The 22,192-nt window shown below is 74.1% G+C and carries 13 protein-coding genes; 1 reads left to right on the top strand and 12 read right to left on the bottom strand.

Going from position 1 to position 22,192, the window contains the following annotated elements; all coding sequences use genetic code 11:
• Positions 1-7 precede the first annotated feature (7 nt).
• From glyA to IE106_RS08255, 11 genes are all read right to left on the bottom strand, one after another.
• Positions 8-1,357: a serine hydroxymethyltransferase gene (gene glyA / locus IE106_RS08305; protein ID WP_189531509.1), complete on the bottom strand. Its 1,350-nt coding sequence runs from the start codon at positions 1,355-1,357 to the stop codon at positions 8-10.
• A gap of 20 nt (positions 1,358-1,377) precedes the next feature.
• The gene (locus IE106_RS08300; RefSeq protein ID WP_189531508.1) at positions 1,378-5,298 is read right to left on the bottom strand and encodes a condensation domain-containing protein; all 3,921 of its coding nucleotides are present in this window, start codon (positions 5,296-5,298) and stop codon (positions 1,378-1,380) included.
• Positions 5,299-5,306: 8 nt separating this feature from the next.
• Entirely contained in the window at positions 5,307-11,561 is a 6,255-nt protein-coding gene (locus IE106_RS08295) for a non-ribosomal peptide synthetase (RefSeq protein WP_229840181.1), read from the bottom strand.
• Between the two features lie 46 nt (positions 11,562-11,607).
• On the bottom strand, positions 11,608-12,312 hold the full coding sequence (locus IE106_RS08290; RefSeq protein WP_189531506.1) for a thioesterase II family protein: 705 nt from the start codon (positions 12,310-12,312) through the stop codon (positions 11,608-11,610).
• Positions 12,309-12,539: an MbtH family protein gene (locus IE106_RS08285; RefSeq protein ID WP_189531505.1), complete on the bottom strand. Its 231-nt coding sequence runs from the start codon at positions 12,537-12,539 to the stop codon at positions 12,309-12,311. The genes IE106_RS08290 and IE106_RS08285 overlap by 4 nt, the downstream gene beginning before the upstream one ends.
• A 13-nt stretch (positions 12,540-12,552) precedes the next feature.
• The gene (locus IE106_RS08280) at positions 12,553-13,653 is read right to left on the bottom strand and encodes a branched-chain amino acid aminotransferase (protein WP_229840180.1); all 1,101 of its coding nucleotides are present in this window, start codon (positions 13,651-13,653) and stop codon (positions 12,553-12,555) included.
• Positions 13,654-13,655: 2 nt separating this feature from the next.
• The gene (locus IE106_RS08275; RefSeq protein WP_189531498.1) at positions 13,656-14,444 is read right to left on the bottom strand and encodes a 2OG-Fe(II)-dependent halogenase WelO5 family protein; all 789 of its coding nucleotides are present in this window, start codon (positions 14,442-14,444) and stop codon (positions 13,656-13,658) included.
• Between the two features lie 57 nt (positions 14,445-14,501).
• Complete coding sequence (locus IE106_RS08270) at positions 14,502-15,065, bottom strand: formyltransferase family protein (RefSeq protein WP_229840177.1); 564 nt, start codon at positions 15,063-15,065, stop codon at positions 14,502-14,504.
• Positions 15,066-16,083: 1,018 nt separating this feature from the next.
• A complete protein-coding gene (locus IE106_RS08265; RefSeq protein ID WP_189531494.1) occupies positions 16,084-16,245 on the bottom strand; it encodes a hypothetical protein in 162 nt (53 codons plus the stop codon).
• Between the two features lie 583 nt (positions 16,246-16,828).
• The gene (locus IE106_RS08260) at positions 16,829-17,314 is read right to left on the bottom strand and encodes an LIC_13387 family protein (RefSeq protein ID WP_189531492.1); all 486 of its coding nucleotides are present in this window, start codon (positions 17,312-17,314) and stop codon (positions 16,829-16,831) included.
• Positions 17,311-18,525, bottom strand: a complete 1,215-nt coding sequence (locus tag IE106_RS08255) for an FAD-dependent monooxygenase (protein ID WP_189531490.1) — start codon at positions 18,523-18,525, stop codon at positions 17,311-17,313. Before IE106_RS08255 ends, IE106_RS08260 begins: the two co-directional genes overlap by 4 nt.
• 86 nt (positions 18,526-18,611) lie before the next feature.
• Between IE106_RS08255 and IE106_RS08250 the strand changes: the two genes are divergently transcribed.
• Positions 18,612-19,196 (top strand): TetR/AcrR family transcriptional regulator, encoded by a 585-nt coding sequence (locus IE106_RS08250; RefSeq protein ID WP_189531489.1) that lies wholly within the window; start codon positions 18,612-18,614, stop codon positions 19,194-19,196.
• A gap of 598 nt (positions 19,197-19,794) precedes the next feature.
• On the opposite strand, the gene IE106_RS08245 is transcribed toward IE106_RS08250, so the two are convergent.
• On the bottom strand, positions 19,795-21,213 hold the full coding sequence (locus IE106_RS08245; protein ID WP_189531486.1) for a non-reducing end alpha-L-arabinofuranosidase family hydrolase: 1,419 nt from the start codon (positions 21,211-21,213) through the stop codon (positions 19,795-19,797).
• Positions 21,214-22,192: the final 979 nt, after the last annotated feature.

The raw sequence follows: 22,192 nt of genomic DNA, 5'->3' as shown, positions 1-22,192 counted from the left end.
GGTGTCCCTAGAGGTTCTCGGTGGCCGTGGCGTACGGGAGCGGGAAGTCCCGGCAGAGGTCCCGTACGGAGGCGACGACCCGTTCGCGCACCTCGCCGGGCACCTCGACCCCGCCTCCCGGCAGGGCGTGCGCGCCGGTGAGCACGGTGTCGATCAGGTCGGCGCAGCGCTCCATCTGCTCGGGGCCCATGCGCCGCAGGGCGACGGTGTTGCTGCCGAGCCGCACCCCGCTGGCGACGGTCGCGCCGCGCGTGTCACCGGGGATCTTGTTCTTGTTGACGAGGATGTGGCAGGACTCCAGGGCGCGTTCGGCGGACAGGCCGTCGAGGTGCGGCGGTACCCGGAACAGCACGATGTGGTTGTCGGTGCCGCCGCCGATGACCTCGTACCCCCGCCGCGACATCGACGCGGCCAGGGCGTCGGCGTCGTCGCGGATGCGCCGGGCCAGCTCCTTGAACTCCGGCTGCAGCAGCCGGCCCATGGCGCGGGCCTTGGCGGCGATGGTGTGCACCTCGGGGGAGCCCTGCATCAGCGGGAAGACCGCGCTCTGGATGCGCTGCGACAGGGTGCGGGGGCTGTCGTCGCCGGTCCGGTCGGCGTCCCGCCCCATCATGATCAGGCCGCCTCGCGGCCCGTACAGCTGCTTGAAGGTGCAGGTGGTGGTGAAGTGGGCGGCGTCGATGGGGCTCGGGTGCAGCCCGGCGGCGACCAGTCCGGCGATGTGGGTGACGTCGGCCAGGACGTACGCGCCGACCTCGTCGGCGACGGCGCGGATCCGGTCGAAGTCGACGACCCGGGTGTACGAGGTCGTGCCGCAGACGATCATCCGGGGCCGGTGCTCCAGGGCCAGCTCGCGCAGCTGCCCGTAGTCGATCAGGCCCTTCGCGTCGAGCCCGTAGCTGTGCACGTCGAACAGCTTGCCGCTGAGGTTGACGGGCGAGCCGTGGGTGAGGTGGCCGCCCTGGTCCAGGGCCATGCCGAGGATCGTGTCGCCGGGCTTCAGCAGCGCCTGCATCACCGTGTGGTTGGCGAAGCTCGCGCAGTGCGGCTGGACGTTGACGTACCGGGCGCCGAAGACCTTCTTGGCCCTGGCGACGGCCAGCTCCTCGGCCTGGTCGACGTACCGGCACCCCGCGTGGTAGCGCTTGCCCGGGTAGCCCTCGGCCGTGACGTTGACGATGCTGGAACCGACGACCGCCATCACCGACGCGTCGGTGCCGCCGCTCGACGCGACCAGGGACAGCGTCTCCGTCTGCCGGAGGTGCTCTTGCTCCAGCAGTTCGAACAGCTCCGGGTCGTCGCGCCGCAGCGTCGCGATCCCCTGGTCCAGATTGCGCCCGATGTGACTGTCGTGCATGTCTGTCTCCTCAGATCCCGTCACCATGCGTCGTCGTCGAGCAGGGCGTGGACGGATGCGTGCGGATGGGTCAGACCGGCCTCGGCCAGGGCCAGCCAGTCCTGCCGGAAGCCCTTGGCCGTGGCCTCCTCGAACAGCGCGGTGCGGTAGGCGAGGATCCCCGACAGCCCGCCGCCGGACTCCCACAGGACCGCCGACACGTCGAACCAGGCGACCGTGCCGTCGGGGTCCCGGGGCCGCAGCGGCGTGTCGCCGAGCCGGTGCCGGACGCCGTCGCCGGCCTCCCCGCCGGACTGCAGCGAGAGCACCGTCTGCACGAGCGGCGGCCGGGCCGCGTCCCGCGGCGCCCCCAGTTCCTCGACCATCGCGTCGAACGGGTGGCGCTGGTGGGTGAAGGCCCCGGACAGCGCGTCGCGCACCCGCTGGAACAGCTCGGCGAAGGTGGGGTCGCCACTGGCGTCGATCCGTACCGGCAGGGTGTTGACGAAGCACCCGAGGAGGCGTTCGGCCTCCGCCCGGTGGCGGCCGGCCACGGGCACGCCGACGAGGAAGTCCTCGGACTGCGTCAGCCGGGCGAGCCAGGCGGCGTACCCGGTCATCAGCCAGGCGAAGAGGGTGCCGCCCGAGGCCCGGGCCGCCTCCCGCATCCGCGCCACCGTGTCCGCCTCGACGTGCACGGGCAGCCAGGCGCCCGCGTAGTCCTGCTGCGCGCCGTACGGGAAGTCGGTCGGCAGGTCCAGCTCGGTGGGCGCGCCGGCCAGCCTCTCCCGCCAGTAGCGCGCGGCCTCGTCCTGGGCGGGCGCGGTGTCGGGCCCGCGCTCCCAGGCCGCCCAGTCGGCGAACTGCAGCTCCCCGCCCCGGCCGGGCGGGGTGCCGCCGCGCCGCAGCGTGTCGTAGTCCCGGGTCAGCTCCTCCAGCAGCAGGTTCATCGACCACTCGTCGCAGATCGCGTGGTGCAGGACCAGCTGGAGCCGGCCGCGCGCCGGGTCGGCGGGGTCGACCAGCAGCAGGGCCCGTACGGCGCCCGGCTCGGCCAGGTCGAACGGGCGGGCCGCGTGCTCCCGCAGCAGCGCGTCGGCGTCCTGCCGCGCCGCGTCCCAGTCGGCCGTCTCGAGGTCCCAGGTGCCGTGCGGCTCCACCCGCTGGACCAGTTCGCCGTCCTCCAGCACCAGGCGGGTCCGCAGGACGCCGTGGCGGGCCACCAGCCCGTCCAGCGCCTGCCGCAGCGCCCCCGCGTCGACCGGGCCGTCCAGGTCGAAGGCGGTGGACACGTTGTAGGCGCCGGACGACGCGTCCAGCTGCTGGAGCAGCCACATGCGGCGCTGGGAGTGCGTGGCGGGCGCGCGGTCGCGCGCCGGGTCGTGGACCGGCCCCCGCGCCGCCGGGGCGTCGCCCGCCGGCCGCTCCTCCACCTGCTGCTCGGCCAGGTACGCGGCCAGGTCGCGCAGGACCGGGTGGTCGTACACCGTGTCGAACGGCAGGTCGAAGCCGAAGTCCCGCTCGACCGCGTTGCCGAGCTGCACCTGCATCAGGGAGTCGCCGCCGAGGTCGAAGAAGTCGTCCTCGCGGCTGACGGTGTCGTTGCCCAGCAGCGCGCACCAGATCGCCGCCAGTTTCCGCTCGGCCTCGGTGCCGTCCTGCTCGGCCAGCCGGGAGGGCTCCGCCGGCGCCTCCCGTACCGGGGTCTCCCCCGCCGGGACCGCCTGGGCCTCCGGCGCGGGCGTCTCCCGCACCGCGCCGGCCGTCCCGCGGGGGCGGGGCTCGATCCAGCAGCGGGTCGGCTCGAACAGCGCGGTCGGCACCGACGTCCGCCGCCCGTACCCGCCCAGGAAGCGCACGCAGCGCTCCCAGTCCAGCTCGGCGCCCGCCTCGTACAGCGCCGCCAGGGTGGCGAGCAGCCCGGCCCGCGGGTCCTGTCCCGGCGCGACCTCGGCGTCGACCAGCACGCCCCGGTAGCGGGGCGCCAGTTCGCCCGCCAGCTCCGACAGGCGTCCCTTCCAGGGCGCGACGAACACCGGGTCGCCCTGGGCGCCGATGGTGGCGAAGGCGGTCTCGGTGCGCCGCGCGTCGGGGTCCGCCACCGCGCCCAGCGCGGTGAGGCCGCGTGCCGCGGCCGGCAGGTCGGACTCGCCCCGCAGCAGGTCGACGAGGAGGTTGCCGCTGCCGTGTCCGATGACGATGCGGTCGGACAGGCCGGCCTCGAACAGCGCCCGCACCGCGGTCTGCCGGGCGATCAGCCGCTCCGCGGCGTCCCGCTCCCCCGCGGTGGCGTCGCCGAGCGCCGCCCGCTGCCCGTCCTGCCACGCGGCCAGCGCCGGGAAGGCGTCGGCCCAGGCGCGTGCCGTGTCCGGGGCGGCGCCGTCCTCGTGCGGCAGCAGCGTGATCAGCGCCGTGGCGTCCGGCGCCCGGGTGATCTCCGTGTCGCCCGCCGCCAGCCGCTCCAGGGCCTCGGCCGCCTCCGGCGCGGTCGCCGCGACCACGCAGGACCGCCACCGCTCGTGGTCGCGCCCGGTGGCCTGCACGTACGCGACGTCCGCGAGGACCGACGGGTCGGGGTCGGCCCGCAGGTGGGCGGCGAGCCGGGCCGCGTGCCGCCGCAGGGCGCCCTCGCTGCGCGCCGCCACGGGGATGAGCACCGGGCGCGGCTCCGCGGCGGGGGCGTCCCGCCGCACCGGTGGGGCCTGCTCCACGACCAGGTGCACGTTGGTGCCGGTCAGGCCGAAGGAGCTCACCCCGGCGCGGCGCTGCGCGGGGGCGTCCCACGGTTCGGTGCGCGTCGACAGGCGCAGGGCCGAACGGTCCGTTTCCAGCAGCGGGTTGGGCTCGGTGAAGTGGGCGGAGGCGTAGCGGCGGCCGTTGCGGAGCGCCACCACGGCCTTCAGCAGGCCCACCGCGCCGGCCGCCGAGTCGAGGTGCCCGATGTTGGACTTGAGGGAGCTGAGCACGCAGAAGCCCGTGCGTTCGGTGCGCCGGCCGAAGGCCGCCGTCAGGGCCTCGAACTCGATGGGGTCACCGAGGCGGGTGCCGGTGCCGTGCGCCTCGATCAGGCCCAGGGAGCCCGGGTTGACGCCCGCGGCGTTCCACGCCTCCAGGAGGAGCTCCTCCTGCGCCTCCGTGCTGGGCGCGGCGAACCCGTTGCTGCGGGCGCCGTCGTGGTTGGCGGCGCCGCCGAGGATCACCGCGTGGACCCGGTCGCCGTCCTGCTCGGCACGGGCCAGCGTCTTCAGCAGGAAGACCGCGCCGCCCTCGCCCAGCCCGGTGCCGTCGGCGGCGGCGTCGAAGCTGCGGGACCGGCCGCCGGGCGACACGATGCTCTCGCTGCCCGGCGCGGTCGTCTCGGGCGGGCTGCACAGCAGCCGCACGCCGCCGGTCACGGCCCAGTCGGCCTCGCCCGACGCCAGCTTGCGGCAGGCCTCGTGCACGGCGAGGAGCGTGGACGAGCACGCCGTGTCGATGGAGAGGGCGGGGCCGCGCAGGTCGAGCAGGTGCGCCACCCGTCCCGCCTGCGCGGCCGGCAGCAGCCCGGTCACCAGGGGCGCCGAGGCCGGGTCGATGAGCTCCGAGTACGTCTCGCGTCCGGTGCCCACCACCACCGCCGTACGGCTGCCCCGCAGCGCCGACAGGGGGTAGCCCGCGTCCCAGATGGCCCGGCACGTCATCTCCAGCAGCATCCGCTGCTGGGGGTCCATCTGCCGGGCCTCGCGCAGCGACAGCCCGAAGAAGGCGTGGTCGAAGGTGTCGACGCGGTCCAGCAGGGCGGCTTCCGACAGTTCGGCGTCGGGGCCGAACCCGGCGTCGCGCCGGCGGTCGTCCGGGACGGGGCGCACCAGGTCGGCGCGGGACTCCAGCAGGTCGGCGAGCCGGTCCAGGTCATCGCCGCTGCCCGGGAGCGCGGCGGCGATGCCCACGATGGCGATGGGCGGGGCGGGGGCACGGTCCATGAGGGGCCTCACAGTCGGAAGCTGAGGTCGGCGGCTGCCGGCGCGGCCGCACCGGTCTCTTCCAGGGCGCCGGCGATCGCGGCGACGGTGTTCAGTCGGAACAGGTCGACGAGCTTGAGCGCGCCGGGGTAGCGGGAGTCGATGCGCTCGTGGAGCCGGGTCAGGGTCAGCGAGGTGCCGCCGACCGCGAAGAAGCTGTCCTCGCGCCCGATGTCCGTCGGCGGCAGCAGCTCCCGCCACACCGCGGCGATCTCCTCCTCCAGCGGTCCGCGCGGCGGCGCGGTCGCCGAGGCCTGCCGCCGCCTGCCCTCCGCGGTCCGGGCCAGCGCCCTGCGGTCGAGCTTGCCGTTGCCGGTGAGCGGGAAGGCGTCGAGCCGTTCCAGCCAGGCGGGCACCATGTAGCCCGGCAGCCGGGCGGCCAGCCCGTCGCGCAGCACGGCCGGGTCGAGTCCGGCGGGCCCGGCGACGAACCCGACGAGGTGCTGGTCGCCGCCGCTGCCCGTCACCAGGACCGCCGTGTCCGCGATCCGCGGGTCGAGTCCGGCCAGGGTGCGCTCGATCTCGCCCGGCTCCACCCGGATGCCGCGCAGCTTGACCTGGTCGTCGACCCGCCCCAGGAACTCGATCTCGCCGTCGGCGGTCAGCCGGGCCAGGTCGCCGGTGCGGTAGAGCCGTTCGCCCGGCGCCGCGGCGTACGGGTGCGGCACGAACCTCTCAGCGGTGAGTTCGGGCCGGTCGAGGTAGCCGCGGGCCAGTCCCTGGCCGCCGAGGTACAGCTCGCCGGGGACGCCCGGCGGCAGCACGTTGAGCGCCGCGTCCAGGACGTACGCCTCCGCGCCGGGGAAGGCCGTGCCGATGCTCGGCGACCGGCCGGCCGGCAGTCCGGCGCAGTCCTGGATCGTGCCGCACACCGTGGCCTCGCTGGGGCCGTACGCGTTCCACAGGCGGACCTTCCCGCCCCACCGCTGCACCAGCTCCGCCGGGCACGCCTCGCCCGCGAGGACCAGGTGCCGCAGGCTGTCCGGCAGGGTCCGCAGCATCGCGAGGTTGGACGGGGGCATCGTCAGGTGCGTGATCCCCCGGTCGGCGAGCGTCGCCTCCAGCGGCGCGCCCGGCAGCAGCCGGTCCGGGTGCGTCAGGTGGAGGCACGCGCCGGTCAGCAGGCCCATGACGCATTCCCACACCGACGCGTCGAACGAGTACGGGGCGTACTGGAGCACGTGGGCGCCCGGGCCCGCGCCGAGCCGGTCGCGGTGGAGGTCGCGCAGCTGCGCCAGGCCCCGGTGGGTGAGCAGGACGCCCTTGGGCCGCCCGGTGGAGCCCGACGTGTAGATCACGTACGCCAGGTGCCCGGGGGTCGTCGCGGGCACCTGCCCGCCGAGCGGCGCGGCCGGGCCCTGCGGGTCCTCGTCGATCCGTACCGCGGGCACCACGTCCTGCGGCAGCCGGCCGGCGAGCGAGGCGTCGGTCACCTGCAGCCGCACGCCGGCGTCCTCGGCGATCCACGTCATGCGCTCGGCGGGCAGGCCCGGGTCGAGGCACAGGAACGCCGCGCCGGCCTTGGCGACCGCGAGCAGCGCGGTCACCGACGCCCGCGACCGGGGCAGCACGACCGCCACCCGGTCGTCGGGGCGGACGCCGTGCGCGGCGATGCGCGCGGCCAGCCGGCCCGCGGCCAGGTCGAGTTCCCGGTAGGTCAGGACGCCCTCGTCGTCGCGGAGGGCGGGCGCGTCGGGGTGGGCGGCGACCCGCTCGGCGAACAGGGCGGGAAGGGTGTCGGGTACGGGCGTGGCCTCGGGGCGGCTCCACCCCAGTGCCGTCCGCTCCCGCTCGGGCGTGGTCAGCGGCAGGCCGCCCAGGGGCCGGTCGTGGTGGCGGCCGGCCTGCTCCAGCAGCGTCTCGAAACAGTCGGCGTACCCGGCGACGGTGTCCTTCTCGAACAGGTCGGTGCGGTAGTCCCAGGTGGCGTGCCAGCCGTCCGCGTCCCGGCCCACCATGAGCGTGACGTCGTACTGCGTGGCGACGGGCGGAATCTCGAACCGGGTGCTCTCCAGGCCCGGCACGCGCGGCGCGGCGACCTCGGACCCGTCGAGGACGAACATCGTCTGGAACACCGGGGTGTGCTCGACGGTCCGCTCCGCGCCCAGCTCCGACACCACCAGCTCGAACGGCGTCTGCTGGTGGGCAAACGCGTCCAGGCACGCCTGCCGGCTCTGCTCCAGCAGTTCGCGGAACGACGGGTCGCCACTGTGGTCCGTGCGCAGCGCCAGGGTGTTGAGCAGGCAGCCGACCAGGCCCTCGGTGCCCGACTGGTCCCGGTTGGCGATGGGCGTGCCTACGATGACGTCGTCCTGCCCCGACAGCCGGGACATCAGGCCCTGGTAGAGGGCGAGGACCGTCATGAAGGGGGTGGCTCCCGCCTCCCGGCCGACCGCGAGCAGCGCCTGGACCGCCTCGCCGGACAGCCGCCGGGTCAGTCGCGCGCCCCGGTAGGTCACGGCCTGCGCCGGGGGGTGGTCGAAGGCGAGCCGCAGCCGCTCCGGGGGATCGGCCAGCCGCTCCCGCCAGTACGCCAGGTCGCGCCGGGTGACCGCCGGGCGGTCCAGGTGCCGGCGCTGCCACGCGCCGTAGTCCAGCGTGGAGAGCCGGGGCTCCGACGGCAGGTCCCGCCCCGCGACCGCGGCGGCGTAGTCCGAGAACAGTTCGTCCAGCAGCAGCCGGATCGACCAGGCGTCGGCGACCACGTGGTGGATGACGAGCGCCAGGACGTGGTCGGGCCGGCCGTCCCGGCCGGACGCCTCCTCGACCAGCAGCCAGCGCGCCGGGGCCTCGGTGGCCAGGTCGAACGGGTCGGCCAGGGCCTCGCGCAGCAGCCGCGCGGTGGCCTCCTCGCCGTCGGCGGCCAGGTCGCGCAGCAGCACCTGCCGGTGTGGCGCGGCCTGCTGGCGCAGCTGCCCGTCCCGGCCCCGGCCGATCCGCAGCCGCAGGGCCTCGTGCCGTTCGGTCAGCGCCCGCAGCGCGCGGTCCAGCGCGGCCCGGTCGAGGTCGCCGCGGAGCCGTACCGCGACGCCGATGTTCAGCATCGGGCTGCCCGGCCGCAGCTGCTCCACCAGCCACATGCGCTCCTGCGCGAAGGCGAGCGGCGCGGGCCCCTCGCCGTCCCGGCGGCGCAGCGGCGGCAGGACCGTCTCCCGGGCGAGCGCCTGGTCGATCCGGGCCGCCAGGGCGCGCACCGTGCGGTGCCGGAAGATGTCGCCCAGCGTGATCTCGGCGCCGAGCCGGTCCCGGACCGCCGTCATCAGCTGCATCGCCAGCAGCGAGTGCCCGCCCAGGGCGAAGAAGTCGGCGCCGGGGCCCAGCGGGCCGCTGCTCGTCAGCCCGGCCATCAGCTCGGCCACCTCCCGTTCGACGGGCGTGGCGGGCTCGGCGGCGTCGCCGGTGTCCCGGGCGGGTTCGGGCAGCGCGGCCCGGTCGATCTTCCCGTTGGCGTTCAGCGGGAAGGCGTCCAGCGGCACCCAGTACCGGGGGATCATGTACGCGGGCAGCTCCGCGGTCAGCGCGGTCCGCACCGCGTCCGGCTCGGCGCCGCCCGTCCAGTAGCAGACCAGGTGGGGCGTGCCCGCGACCTCGCGCAGGACGACCAGGGCCTGCGCGACCCCGTCCACGGACCGGGCGCGGCTCTCGATCTCCCCCGTCTCGATGCGGAACCCGCGCAGCTTGACCTGGTGGTCGTAGCGGCCGAGGTAGCGCAACTCGCCGTTCCCGGTGACCCGCACCCGGTCCCCGGTGCGGTACATCCGTGCTCCGGGCAGGCCGCAGAAGGGGTCGGGCAGGAAGCGCTCCGCCGTCAGATCGGGCCGGTCCAGGTAGCCCTGGGCGACGCCCAGGCCGCCGAGGTACAGCTCGCCGTCGGCGCCGGCGGGCACCGGGGTCAGCCGGCCGTCGAGCACGTAGGCGTTGGTGCCGGCGATCGGCAGGCCGATGACGGGCTCGTCCGAGCCGTCGCGGGGGACCTCGTGCCAGGTGGAGTACGTGGTGTCCTCCGACGGCCCGTACAGGTTGAACACCCGTACCGAGGCCGACCGTTCGTACACGGCGTCGACCAGGGTGCGCGGCAGCGGCTCCCCGGCGAGGTTGACGACGCGGACACCGGCCGGGAGGGCGCCGGCGCGCAGCAGCTCGGTCATCGCGGACGGCACGGTGTTGACCAGCGTGGGCTCCGTGCCGGGCTGCTCGGCGAGCTGGAGCGCGTTGTCGACGAGCCGCAGCGACCCGCCCGTGGACAGCGGCAGGAACAGCTCGAAGACCGACAGGTCGAAGCTGACCGACGTGCTGGCGAGGACCACGGAGAGGTCCTCGGGGGCGAAGTGGTCGCGGGCCCAGCCGAGGAAGGACCGCAGGGCGCGGTGCGGGATCGCCACGCCCTTGGGGCGGCCGGTGGAGCCCGAGGTGTAGATGAGGTAGGCGATCCGCTCGTCCTGCGCCGGCTCCGCCGCGGGCAGCGCGGGGACGGCGGGCACCGACGTGACGTCCAGGAACGGGCCCGCGTCGGCGGGCAGGACGTCCCGGGTCTCCGGCTGGGTGAGGACGACCCGGCAGTGGGCGTCCCGGGCGATGAAGCGGAGGCGCTCCGGCGGGTACCCGGCGTCGAGCGGCACGTAGGCGGCGCCGCAGCGGAGCACCGCCATCAGCGCGGCCACCAGGTCCGGGGAGCGGCGCAGGCACACGCCGACGAAGTCGCCGGGGCCCACGCCGGCCTCCCGGAGGGCGGCCTGGATCGCGCCGGTCCGGGCGGCGAGCCCGGCGTAGTCGACGGCGTCCCGGCCGGTCCACACGGCCGGCGCCGCCGGGTGCTCGGCGGCCCGTCGCTCGAAGGCGGCCACCGGGTCGAGGGGCGCGGCGGCGGCCTCCAGCTGCCGGGCGGGCGCCCGCAGTTCCCGTTCGGCGGGGGTGTCGGGCACCAGGGCGGCGACGGGCGCGGCCGGGGTGGCGACCATCGTCTCCAGGATCTGCCGCCAGTGCGCCAGCATCCGCGCGGCGAGGTCCGCGCCGATCGTGTCGGCCCGGAACTCCAGGGCGGCGAAGGTGCCGTCCTCGGGTTCCGCGGCGTCGGGTGCGGCCAGGCGCCCCCGGTCGATCTGGAGCAGCAGGTCGAACTTGGTGTGGTGGTGGTCGACGGGCCAGCGCGCCGTCTCCACGCCCGGCAGCTGCGGTACCGGCATGTCGTCCGGCTGCACCACGAGCAGCGCCTGGAGCGGCAGCCCGCCGAGGCGGGCGGCCAGCCGGTCCAGGGGCACCTCGGCGTGGGTGTACGCCTCCAGCGCCGCGTCGCGGACGCGGCCGACGAGCGTGTCCCAGTCGTCCTGGGGCGCCGTCCGGACGCGCAGCGGCAGGGTGTTGACGAACAGTCCGTACGTGGTGTGCGTCGCGGCGCGCTCCCGCCCGGCCGCGGGCAGCCCGAACACCACCTCGTCCTGGCCGGTCCAGCGGGACAGCAGCACCGCGTACGCGGCCGCGTACAGCATGAACGGGGTCGCCCCGCACTCGGCGGCGTGCACCTCGACGCGCTTGACCAGCTCGTCGGGCAGCCGCGTCCGGTGCACCGCGGCGGGCGGCGGCTCCGTCGCCGCCGCGGCGTCGACGGGCAGGTCGAGCGCGAACGGCGCGCCGGCCAGGGCGGCGGCGGCCGCGTCGATCCGCTCGGCGGCCTCGGGCGACTCCAGCCACCGCCGTTCCTCGGCGACGGCCTCCCGGTAGCTTCCCGGCGCGCTCTCCCACCGCGGGGCGGTCCCGTCGCAGACCTGCCGGTAGGCGGACGCCAGGTCGGAGAAGAACAGCTCGGCGGACCACCCGTCGGTGACGATGTGGTGGACGCAGAACGCCAGCACCCGCTCCTCGCCGCCGAGTTCGAGCAGCGTGGCCCGATACGCCGGCCCGTGGGCGAGGTCGAAGGCGACGGCGGTCTCCTCGGCGAACCAGCGCCGCAGGCCGTCGCGGGGCACGCTGCGCCGGGCCAGCCGGAACGGCTGCCGCGCGGCGGGCACGACGCGTTGCAGCAGGCCGTCGTCGCGGTACTCGAAGACGGCGCGCAGCTGGTCGTGGCGCTCGATCACCGCGGCGAGCGCGCGCTCCAGGGCGTCGGCGTCGACCCGGCCGCGCAGCCACACCGCCTCGGTGACGGTGTAGGCGCGGCTCTCGGGGTGCCGCTGCTGGAGGAACCACAGCCGCTGCTGGGCGCTGGAGGTGGGGAAGGGTTCAGTCACGTCAGGGTTCATCGCTGGGCGTCCTCGGTGGCCGGCTTCGTCAGGGTCAGGACGCCGCGTTCAGTGCGTCGAGCGTGAGGTCCGCGCGCACCGCACGGCAGATTCGGGATCGCTCGGAGCGGATGACGAAGTGGTCTCCGTCGTAGACGCGCACCTCGGTGCCGTCGTCGCCGAGCCGGGACCAGGCGGACAGGTCACCGGTCGGGACGAAGGCGTCGCGGCTCGCTCCGAACACGGTCAGCGGGCAGGGCACCGGCTCCCGGGTGGGCGGGAAGGTCTCGACGACCTTGAAGTCGGCGCGGAGGATCGGCAGGTACATCGCCATCAGCTCCGCGCTGGCGAGCACCTCCGGGGCGGTGCCGTTCATCTCCCGCAGCTCCGCGATGAGCCTCGCGTCCGTCATCAGGTGACGGGCCGGGTCACGCGGCGGCAGGAAGGGCGCCCGGGACCCGCCGACGAAGAGCCGGCGGGGGGTCCGGCCGCGGTCGGCCAGGCGCAGCGTCAGCGCGTACGCCACGTACGAGCCGAAGCTGTAGCCGAGCAGGGCGAAGGGACCCTGCGACAGGTCCTCGCACTGCTCCTCCAGGTCGGCGACGAGCGTCGGCATGTCCTCGATCAGCGGCCGGCCCATCCGCGTGCCGCGGCCCGGGAGCTCCGCGACCCGCACGTCGGCCACCGGCGCGAGTTCCTCCCGCCAACCGGCGAACGCCTCGGTACCGCCTCCCGCGAACGGGACGCAGAACAGGATCACGAGCGGCGCTCCCGCTCCCGCAGGCTCAGGGGGCGCATGTCGACCCAGTGCTCCCTGATGTACTCCAGGCAGGTCTGGTGGCCGGTCGGCGGAGTGCGGGCCTGCCAGCCCGGCGGGACCTCGCGGTAGGCCGGCCAGACGGAGTACTGCTCCTCGTGGTTGGTGACGACGACGTACAGGACACCGTCGCCGGTCTCGTTCGTGTGCTCGCTGGTCGTCTGACTCATCGGTATCCGCGCCTTACGCCTGTGGGCCGTCGGGGAGGGCGCCGACGGGCCACTGCCAGCCCTCGGGCGCCGGGGTGATGCCGTGCTGGATGTCGAGCAGCCGCTTGCGCAGTTCCAGCGCGGTGGACTGGGCGGGCAGCGGCAGGCGCAGCCCGGTCTCGTCGCCGATCAGCTCGACCGGCGCGACGACCGCGCCGGTGCCGCAGCCGAACACCTCGACGTCCTCGCCGGCCTGGATGGCGTCGGTCAGTTCGTGGACGTCGATCTGCCGCTCCTCCATCCGCAGGCCGAAGGACGGGCCGAGCCGGAGCAGGCTGTCGCGGGTGATGCCGGCCAGGATGGTGTCCGAGAGGGGCGGGGTGAGCAGGGTCTCGCCGCGCCGCACGAAGACGTTCATCGCGGTGAACTCTTCGAGGTAGGTGTGCTCCACGGCGTCCAGCCAGAGCAGCTGCTGGAAGCCGTTCTCGCGGAGCGGGGCGGCCGCGGCGAAGCTCGCCGCGTAGTTCCCGGCCGCCTTGACGCAGCCGGTGCCGCCGGCCCCGGCCCGGCTGTAGTGGCGCTCGATCCACGCCGAGATGGGCGCGGTGAAGAACGCGTCCGACGGGGTGGCCAGCACCAGGAAGCAGAACTCGGTGGACGGGACGACCGAGAGGTCGGCGGTGGCGCCGAACATGGTCGGCCGCAGGTAGAGGGACTGGCCCTGCTGCCCGGGCACCAGCGGCTCCAGGACCGCGACCAGCTCCTCCAGGGCCCGCACGAACACCTGCTCGTCGAGCTCGGGCATGCCCAGGCGCGCCGCCGACCGGTTGAACCGGCGGGCGTGCTCGTACGGGCGGAACAGCAGCGACGGGCCGTCCGCGGGGGAGTCTCCGAGGTTCCGGTACGCCTTCATGCCCTCGAAGATGGCCTGGCCGTAGTGGAGCGCCTGGGTGTGCGGGGCCAGCTGGAGCGGGTCGAGCCCGGTGAGCCGGGGGGTCTCCCAGGCGCCGTCGCGGTAGTAGGCGAGGGACATGACCGGTGCCATGAGGCGGCCGAAGCCCAGCGGTTCGGGCAGCTCGACGCCGCGCAGCCGGTCGGCGATCTCGCTCGGGAGGGAGGAAGAAGTGAGGGTCACGCTCAGCTCCAGCAGCGCAGGGGGAGGTCCGGACCGAGGTTGCCGACGAAGCCCGACACGGTGATCCGGCGGCCGGTGGTTATCTTGCGGATGGCGTGCACGCACGCGGTGTTGATGAGCACGAGGTCACCGGGCTGGGGGGCGATCAGCACGGCCTCGTCCGGGAGGATGTCGCGCGGATATCCGTAACTTCCGGGATACCGGTCCGCCATACCCGCGTATTCCTCGTCGGAAATGGTGTGGTCCCAGGTCTCCAGTTCGCCGCCCTCGTCCGCCGTGTCGAGGTAGATGTTCACACCGAGCTGGCCGACCATGGCGTGCGCCATCGGGTCGTCGAATTCCCGGTGCAGCACATCCTGGTGGGGCAGTCCCTCACTTCCGGTGCGCCACAGCCTGGTGATGCCGAACGGCATTTTGCGGCCGCCCATCGACATGAGCGTGGCACCGCCGGGCCAATTCTCGTCCAGGGCCACCCGCAGCAGGTCGACGGGCGACGGGTGGGGCGCGCTCAGCCGGCGCAGCCGGCGCTGCAGGGGGAGGGCCACGTTGAAGTAGCGCTCACGCCGTTCGGCGTCCTTGGTGACGTTCCAGAAGGAGTCGATGTTGCTTTCGTAGATTCCGGCGCCGGCGGAGCTGTCGATCTCCTGGTACAGCAGGTCGGCGAGGGACTTGGAGTACGTGGCGTCGTAGAACTCGGGGACACGGACGGCGACGCACTTGAGCTCGAAGAGATCGCGGAGTACCTGCTCGTCCAGGACGTCGACGGTTACGAGTTTGTGGTCCGGTGACATGTCGAAGAGACCTCCTGTCGGGTGTTGTCGTCGGGGGCACCCGGTGGCGCCGGCCGCTCACCGCTCGATGAGGGCCCACTTGTCGGCGGTGGAGGCGACGTTGCCCGGCAGGGCGATCAGCTCGGGCTTGTACAGGGGGGCCGAGTCCATGGAGGGCTCCCACGTGGCCAGCTTCTCGTCCTGCGGCACCTCGATGCGGACGTCGTTGGCCAGGTCGTTCACCACGCGCAGCAGCAGCCGCACGCCGAGCGGCGCGAGCTGCTCGCGCCACAGGCTCTCGGCCGTCGCCCCCGGCGGTACGAGCACGTGCTCCTGCGCCGCGATGGGGCCGCCGTCCGTGCGCTCGGTCAGGTGGTAGACGCTGCCGCCGGTCACCCGGTCGCCGTCCCGGATGGTCCAGCGGATGGCGTCCCGGCCGCGGTGCAGCGGCAGCAGGCTCGGGTGGTAGCCGATGACGGCGACCTTGGCCCTCGCCCTGGTCCTGCGTCCGATGAAGGCGTGGGAATGCGCGGCGACGATGATGTCGACCTTCTCGGGTATGTGGTGCTCCCGGAGTTCGGTCGCCTCCGTCCACGGGATGTCCCGCGGGAACGACCAGGCCCGGAGGCGGTCCCACGACATCGGGTCACTGTCGTCCGTACGCCCCTTGCGCAACGAGGGAGAGGCGGCTCCCAGAATGACGTGTCCGGCGTCATCGAGAGCTTCCGCAACCTGTACCGCAAAAGCGCCGCGCCCAGAAATATAGATGTTCACGCTTCTCCAACTCGCCATGCTTGAACGGGCGCTATTCGCCACGCGTTCAACTGTCCGTAGAGCTAAACAGAAGGAGATCTGTTATTTCTGCTGGCCTGCCATCCGGCATCGACGCAAAATCTGCAAACGCTTCCCCCGCTTACACGCGATCCGCTTTCACGAGCTGCCGTGTCTCAACATCGCAGTCACGGTAGACATGACCACGCTCCGCGATCAATGCTTTGTCATCAAGCTGACACCACCGCCGCGACCCCGCCGCGAATCGGGTCCGGAGGCCGCCGGGGACGCGGCCGCGGGAAAGCATCCTTGATCGTTCGAGGGGGGCGACCGGAGGCGGCGCGAAGGCGTCCGCCACGATGTTCCGCTTATGGAATTCGATCTTCTTCCCGCCCCCGGTCCCCCGGCTCGCGGCCGGTATCGTCCGCTGCCCTTTTCGCCGGCCACGCGCCTTTCACCGACCGGGCGCCGGCACCTCCCGCACCGGATTCCGGATCGCGCCGGCCGCCTCCCCGGACCGGAACCACGACGCCGGGACCGGCCCCGCCGCCGGCCGGCCCGGCCCCTCGCCGGGATCCCGTGGTACGCGTCATGGCCCCGCCCGGGTGGGGGCCTCCCGGAGCGGCCCCCTCACACCGCACGACCCGCGACCGCCGGGCCGCACGACACCAGGACCACCCGACCGACGCGCCACCGGGACGGACGTTTCCCCCACCCCGGACCGGACCGTCCGGCAGGACAGCGGGCCGGACCGCCGCGCACGAGCGGCTCCGAAGCCGCCGCGCACCCCGCCGCCCGGCCGACCCGTCCCGCGGCGCGAGAGCACCGACCCGGCCCGGGAGCACGCCACTTCAGGACCGGGGCCTGCCGGCCGCCGCGCGGGGCGAGGTCAGCCGGCCCGCATGCGCCGTGCGCCGGAGACGATGAGTCCTCCCCCCACCATCACCGCCGCGATCGAGTAGGGAACCGTGGCGATGACTTCGAAGAAGTACAGGCAGGACAGGACCGCTCCCGCCGCGATCTCCACGACTCCGAGGCACTTCCCGTCCATCGGTCCCCCGCTCCCCTTCCCGGTGGTCCACCGCCACCGCCCCGGCCGCACCGCCGCGACCCCCACCACGTCCGTCGGCACAGGGACCACCGGCCCCACTCCCCCGCCCGCAGCCCCGCGCCCGCCCTGCACACCGGCACCGTACCGGCCTCCCGAACGGGTAGGCCGCCACCGGCGCCTCGCTCCGGAAGGCGCGCCCGGCCGCACGGCCCGGCGGCGCGCTCCGCTCCCCGGGTCCAGGCCCGTTGGGGCCGCGGCCTGGGACACGTCCGACCACGGCCAGGCGGGAAACAGGACGCGCCCCTTCCGGCTTCCCGGTGATGTCTCGGTACCGAGCCACCGGCCGAGTCGGGCATCCGCGCCGGCCTCACCGCCGTGGACCGCGCACCGCAGGGCCTGGCGCGGTCCGGTGCCGCCGATGGCGTGCGCGGCGACGCCGGCGCGAGGCCCTGCCGTTACCGCCGCAGGCCCGGCCCCTTCCTCGACGGCTCGTGGGGGGAGGCGGAGCACGGCGGCCGGTGGCACCGGGGGCGGGCCGCCACCTGGGTGGTCGGCCCCGCGCTGCACCGAGCGGCGGCCCGCGTCACGCGACCGCCGCCTCGTGGGCGGAGGGGGCGGCCGCCCTGCGCAACGACAGGGCGAAGGCGCAGCTGGTGACGGTGAGGACGATGATCGGCGGAGGGGGCAGCAGGAGGACGGATACCGTCAGGACGGCGAGGGAGACCGCGAGGGCCGTCCATCCGAAGGCGGTGCGGCGCTGGACGAGCGCGGGGGCGTGCCGGACGGCGGCGAGGATCAGCAGGCCGCAGGTGACGGCGAAGAACGCCATGGCGATGCTCATGCCGTTGAAGAGGTCGAGGACCGTGCGTTCCAGACCCAGCAGGGCGAAGGTGGATTCCCGCATGGCCGTGTCGAGTTCGCGTCGCTCCGGGGTCCGGGTGGCCAGCGCCTCGACGGTGGAGAGGGCGAGGTGGCCGGTGCCCAGGAAGACGAAGCCATAGGCGCCGATCGTGAAGGGCCGTACGGAGTCCGCCCGGGAGAGGGGGCGGGGGGTGGCGGTGGTGTTCATCGTTGCTCCTTGACGTCGGCGGGGGCGTGTACGGGGGCGGAGCCGGACGGGGGCTGCCAGCCGAGGACCGTGTCCAGGGCCCTCGACGCGACCGCCTGGGGCGTGGCCCGGATGGCGAGGTCGCGGAGGGACACGGCAAGGGGGTGGGAGAGCCGGGCGAGTTCACCCATGCGTCGGGAGCGGCGGCTGATACGGGTGGTTCGCCGCCGCCTGGCCTTCGTGTAAGCGGCGAGCGCGGCCGGTACGTCGGCGTCGCCGGCGAGGAGATGCGCCACGACCACCGCGTCCTCGATGGCCTGGCAGCCGCCCTGGCCCAGGTTGGGCGTCATCGCGTGGGCGGCGTCACCGAGCAGGGCCACCCGGCCGGCGTGCAACCGGGGCAGCGGCGAGGCCAGTTCATGGAAGTCGTGGTGGAGTATGGCGACCGGGTCGGGGTTCTGCTGGTTCAGCCGGTCCAGCAGCGCGGGTATCGGATCGTGCCAGGCGCCGAAGCGCCGGGTCAGTTCCGCGTGGTGGTCGGCCGGCCGCGCGGCGGGGCCGGTGCCGGTGACGGCGGTGGCATAGACGTAGAGCCTGCCGTCGACGAGGGGGACGACGCCGAACCGCTCGCCCGCGCCCCAGGTTTCGGCTGCCGGCTGGGGAGGCAGGCCGGTGCCGGGCAACACCGCCCGCCATCCGGCCTCGCCGGCGTGGCGGATCCCCGGGTGCCGGGGGAAGAGCTGCCCGCGGAGCGCGCTGCGCATGCCGTCGGCCGCCACGACGACGTCGGCACGCAGGTCGCCCGCCGTCGTACGCGCGACCACCGTGTCCCCGGCGTCGTCCGCACGGGTCACCGACACACCGAGGCGTACGGTGTCCGGCGGCAGGGCGGCGGCGAGGGTCTCGATGAGGAAGCCGCGGTGCACGGCGCGCGGGGGGAGCCCGTGGCGGGTGGACGGGGCGCCGCCGTCGGGGCGGCTCAGCCACGCGCCGTCGGGGGTGCGCAGCCCGACCTGATCGGACAGGGCGTCACCCGCCCAGGTCTCGGGGCCCAGGCCGATCGACTCCAGGGCGCGCAGCGCGTTGGGGGCGAGCATGATGCCGGCGCCGGTGCCCGTGAGGGCGGGAGCCCGTTCGCACACGGTCACGCGCCATCCGCGGCGGGTCAGGGCCACCGCCGCCGTCAGGCCTCCGATTCCACCTCCGGCCACGACAGCATGACGAACACCCATGTGGACCGCCTCCTCACTCGCCGGCACGTCGCCTCTACAGGTGTAGAGGCCGACGTTCCGCACTCTACACCTGTAGAGTTCGGGGGGTGTCCCTCCCTGATCGCCGAGACCTGATCGCCGACGCCGCCATCAGCACCGTGGTCGCCGCCGGGTTGCGCGGCCTGACCCATCGCGCGGTCGACGCCGCGGCGGGGCTGCCGGCCGGCAGCACGTCGTACTACTTCCGCACGCGCAGCGCCCTCATCAGCGCCTGCTACCTCCGCCTGGCCGAACTGTCGGTCGCCGACGTGGACCGGTGGGAAGCGGAGCACGGGCGCCCGGATCCGGACTCCGCCGCGGAGGCTCTGGCCTCCCTGCTGCACCACTGGCTGACGGCGGAGCGGGACCGCCAGCTCGCCCGCTTCGAACTCAGCCTGGAGGCGACCCGCCGCCCGGAGCTGCGCGCCGACCTGCAGACCGCCGGTCTCGCCGCGCGGTCCAGGGCAGCCACCCTGCTGGCGGCGCTCGGCGCCCCGGATCCGGCGTCGGCGGCGGACCTGCTCGTCGCCTGGACCGACGGCCTGCTGTACGACCGGCTCGCCGGCGCGACGGCCGCGACCCGCCCGGTGCCCGACGCGGCCGAGCTGACCCCGATCGTCCGGCGGATGCTCGCCGCCGTGCTCTCCCCCTGACCGGCGCCCGCGCGGCCGTACGGCGAGGGTCCGGGTCCGCGGGCGGGCGGCGGCCCGCGGGGCGCAAGGGCTCGACGAGGTCCGCGGCCGCCCGCTCCACCCGCTCCACGGCGGGAAACCGGCCGAGCGGACCACGCGGGACACACGTCCGCGGGCCGAACGCCCACCGCCACCGGCCCGCTCGCCGCCACGCGCTCCGTGTGACGCGCCGCCGGAAGGACGCGGCCCGCTCACCGCACACACGGGCGCCCGCCCGGCCGGAGAGCCGGGCGGGCGCCCGTGTGTCACGGCGGTCGCGGAAAGGGTGTGCCGGGAGGGCGGGACCGCCCTGGACCGGATCGAATCCGCGCGGCGCGCTGGGGCCGCGCGGATTCGATCCGGTCGCGCCGGCGGGCGCCCGGCGATGGCCGGCGCGCCGATGCCGTCGCCATCGGGGCGCACGGGCCGCGACGACGGCGCCGGGGGCGGCAGGAACCCCGACCGCGGCACGGTCGGGATTCCTCGATCCGGTGGGTGCCGGCCGGCAGGGGAACGGCCCGCATCGGGAACCGCTCGCCCGCGGACCGCGCCACCCCACGGCCGCTGCGGGCCGGGAGGGTCAGCGCCGCAGGGTGAGGACGCCCGGCCGCCACGGCAGCCGGTTGTACTCGCCGCCCGCGGTGGGGGACTTGCCCTGGTAGAGGAACTGCAGGTTGCAGGGGTCGATGGTCATGGTCTGGTCGGGGTTGTTGCGGACCAGGTCGCCGTGGCTGATGTCGTTGGTCCAGGTGGCGCCGCTGTTGGCCTTGCCCGCGAAGGGGTTGCTCTCGGTGGCGGCCTGCGGGGTCCACGAGCCGTTCAGGCTGGAGGCCGTGAAGGAGCGGAAGTAGCGCCCGTTCGCGCCCATCGCCTCGACGATCATGAGGTACTGGTTCTGGCCCTGGACCTTGTAGACCTGCGGCGCCTCGAAGAGGTTGGCCTTCGTGTCGCTCATGATCGTCGTGTACGACGAGCCGAAGTTGCCCGGGAAGTTCCCGATCGGCATGCTCGCCCGGTAGATCTTGCCGTTGTCACCGGCGAAGAACAGGTACATGTTGCGGTCGTCGGCGATCAGGGTCTGGTCGATCGGGCCGGTGTCGGAGTCGGGGAGGCTGCCGGTGAACAGCGGCTGCGGAGCGGACCAGCCGTTGGGGTTGGTCGGGTCGCTCGACGTGCGGTAGATGAAGGGCCACGCACCCCACTGGTACGCCAGCACCCAGATCTTCTTGGGCGCGAAGTAGAACAGGGTGGGCGCCACCGCGGCCTGGTTCATGCCGATCTGGCCGGCCGACGCCATGTCCGACCAGTTCGTGAAGGGACTGAACATCATCGAGCCGTACGACGTCCCCGAGAAGTTGGACGCGTAGACCAGGTGCTTGCCGTTGTGCGTCACGGTGGTGAAGTCCTTCACCGCGGCCCACCCGTTCGCCGGCTGCGCCAGCACGCCCGTCGAACTCCACCGGTAGGTCGACGGAAGGGAGCACGTGCCCGGCGCGTTCGGCGTCAGGCCGGTCCACTTCTGGTTGCTGCCGCCGTTGCACGTCCCGATCTGCACCGCCGTGCCGTTGGCCGTGCCGGCGCCCGCGGTCTCCAGGCACAGGCCGGACTCCACACCGACGACCGTGCCGTCGGCGTTCACCCGCCACTGCTGGTTCGCGCCGCCGGAACAGCTCCAGATCTGCACCCGGGTGCCGGCCGTGGTGGCGTGGCCCGGGACGTCCAGGCACTTGTCGCCGTACACGGTGAGCCGACTGTCGTCCGTCAACGTCCACTGCTGGTTGGTCCCATTCCAGCAGTCGTGGATCTGCAGGTACGTGCCGTTGGTCTGGCCGGCGCCCAGCACGTCGAGGCACCGGCCGGAACCGACACCGCGTAAGGCGCCGCTGGAAGCCGCCTGAGCCGGGGCGGCCACGAGCATCGCCGCCAACGCGGCCAGGGCCGCGACCACGGCGGCGAGCACCGCAGACGGATGCCTGCGGCTGGAACTTCCTGTGTGCATGGGGATGTCCTCAACCTCGAGTGGGCGGTTCCGGTCGGTCTCGTCCGAGGCCGACCGGACTGTCGGTCTGGTGCGGTGTGCGGCGGTCCGTGAGCACCACGACGGACCGCTTGCGGCTTCCCGGTCCTTCACGGCCTTCCGAAAGACCGGTGGCCCCGGCGCTTCCGGGCGGCGTGGGTGCCCGGGTGCAGGCGTGGGCCGCGCCGAGTGGGCCGTCGCGGTCCCGGGCGTCGTCAGAACCGCCGCGCATGCGGTACGACTCCTTGCGGCTCCTGCTTCGGGCGGTGCGACCGGGAGTCGCCGTACTGTGCGAGGGAGCCACTTCGGCCCGTTCGCGATATCGAACACGGGTCGAAGTGTCGAGCAACCTGAATGATAGGGATCCGGGGGGCGGCGTCAATGCTTCTCGCGTATATCGCTATCGCTGCCGAAACATTTCGCATTCCGTACCCCGAACGCACTCCTGTGCCGGCGTTCTTTCGGAACCGATGTCCTACGAGGCTCCGGAGATGTGCGCCACAGCCCGCCAACCCACGGGTGAACGCGAAGGAGAGAAGCCGCGCAAGGGCCTCCGCCCGCTCCTCCTGCTCTCATCTCAGGCCCTACGGCGCCATCGGCGACAGCGCACCGCGACTTCGAAAGTACCGTCCATATAACAGAAACTTTTCCTGTGGAGAGTATTGACGGCCTTCGTCACCACCCCAATCATCGCTGTCTGAGAACCGGGCATGGTTCGAAATGTCGAACCGGCTCGGACTCTCCGCCTTGCACGACAGATCCGCGCACCACAGCACCCGCGCCACCCCGTTTCGTTCCGGTGAGGTCCGCACCCGCGCGTCCTGGCTCTCCCGCAGTCGGAGAGGTACGCGACGCCGCGCGGCGGTCCCCCGGCTGAGCCGCGAGGGAGTACCCCCATGCCCGTGCCGAAACACCGCCGCCGTCCGCCGTACGTCACCCGAGGGCCGACCGGGCGCGGCCC

The sequence above is a fragment of the Streptomyces roseolilacinus genome (genome assembly GCF_014649335.1).
Lineage (GTDB): Bacteria > Actinomycetota > Actinomycetes > Streptomycetales > Streptomycetaceae > Streptomyces > Streptomyces roseolilacinus.
The sequence above is the reverse complement of the archived record's forward strand: the minus strand, read 5'-3'. Positions and strand labels throughout refer to the sequence as shown.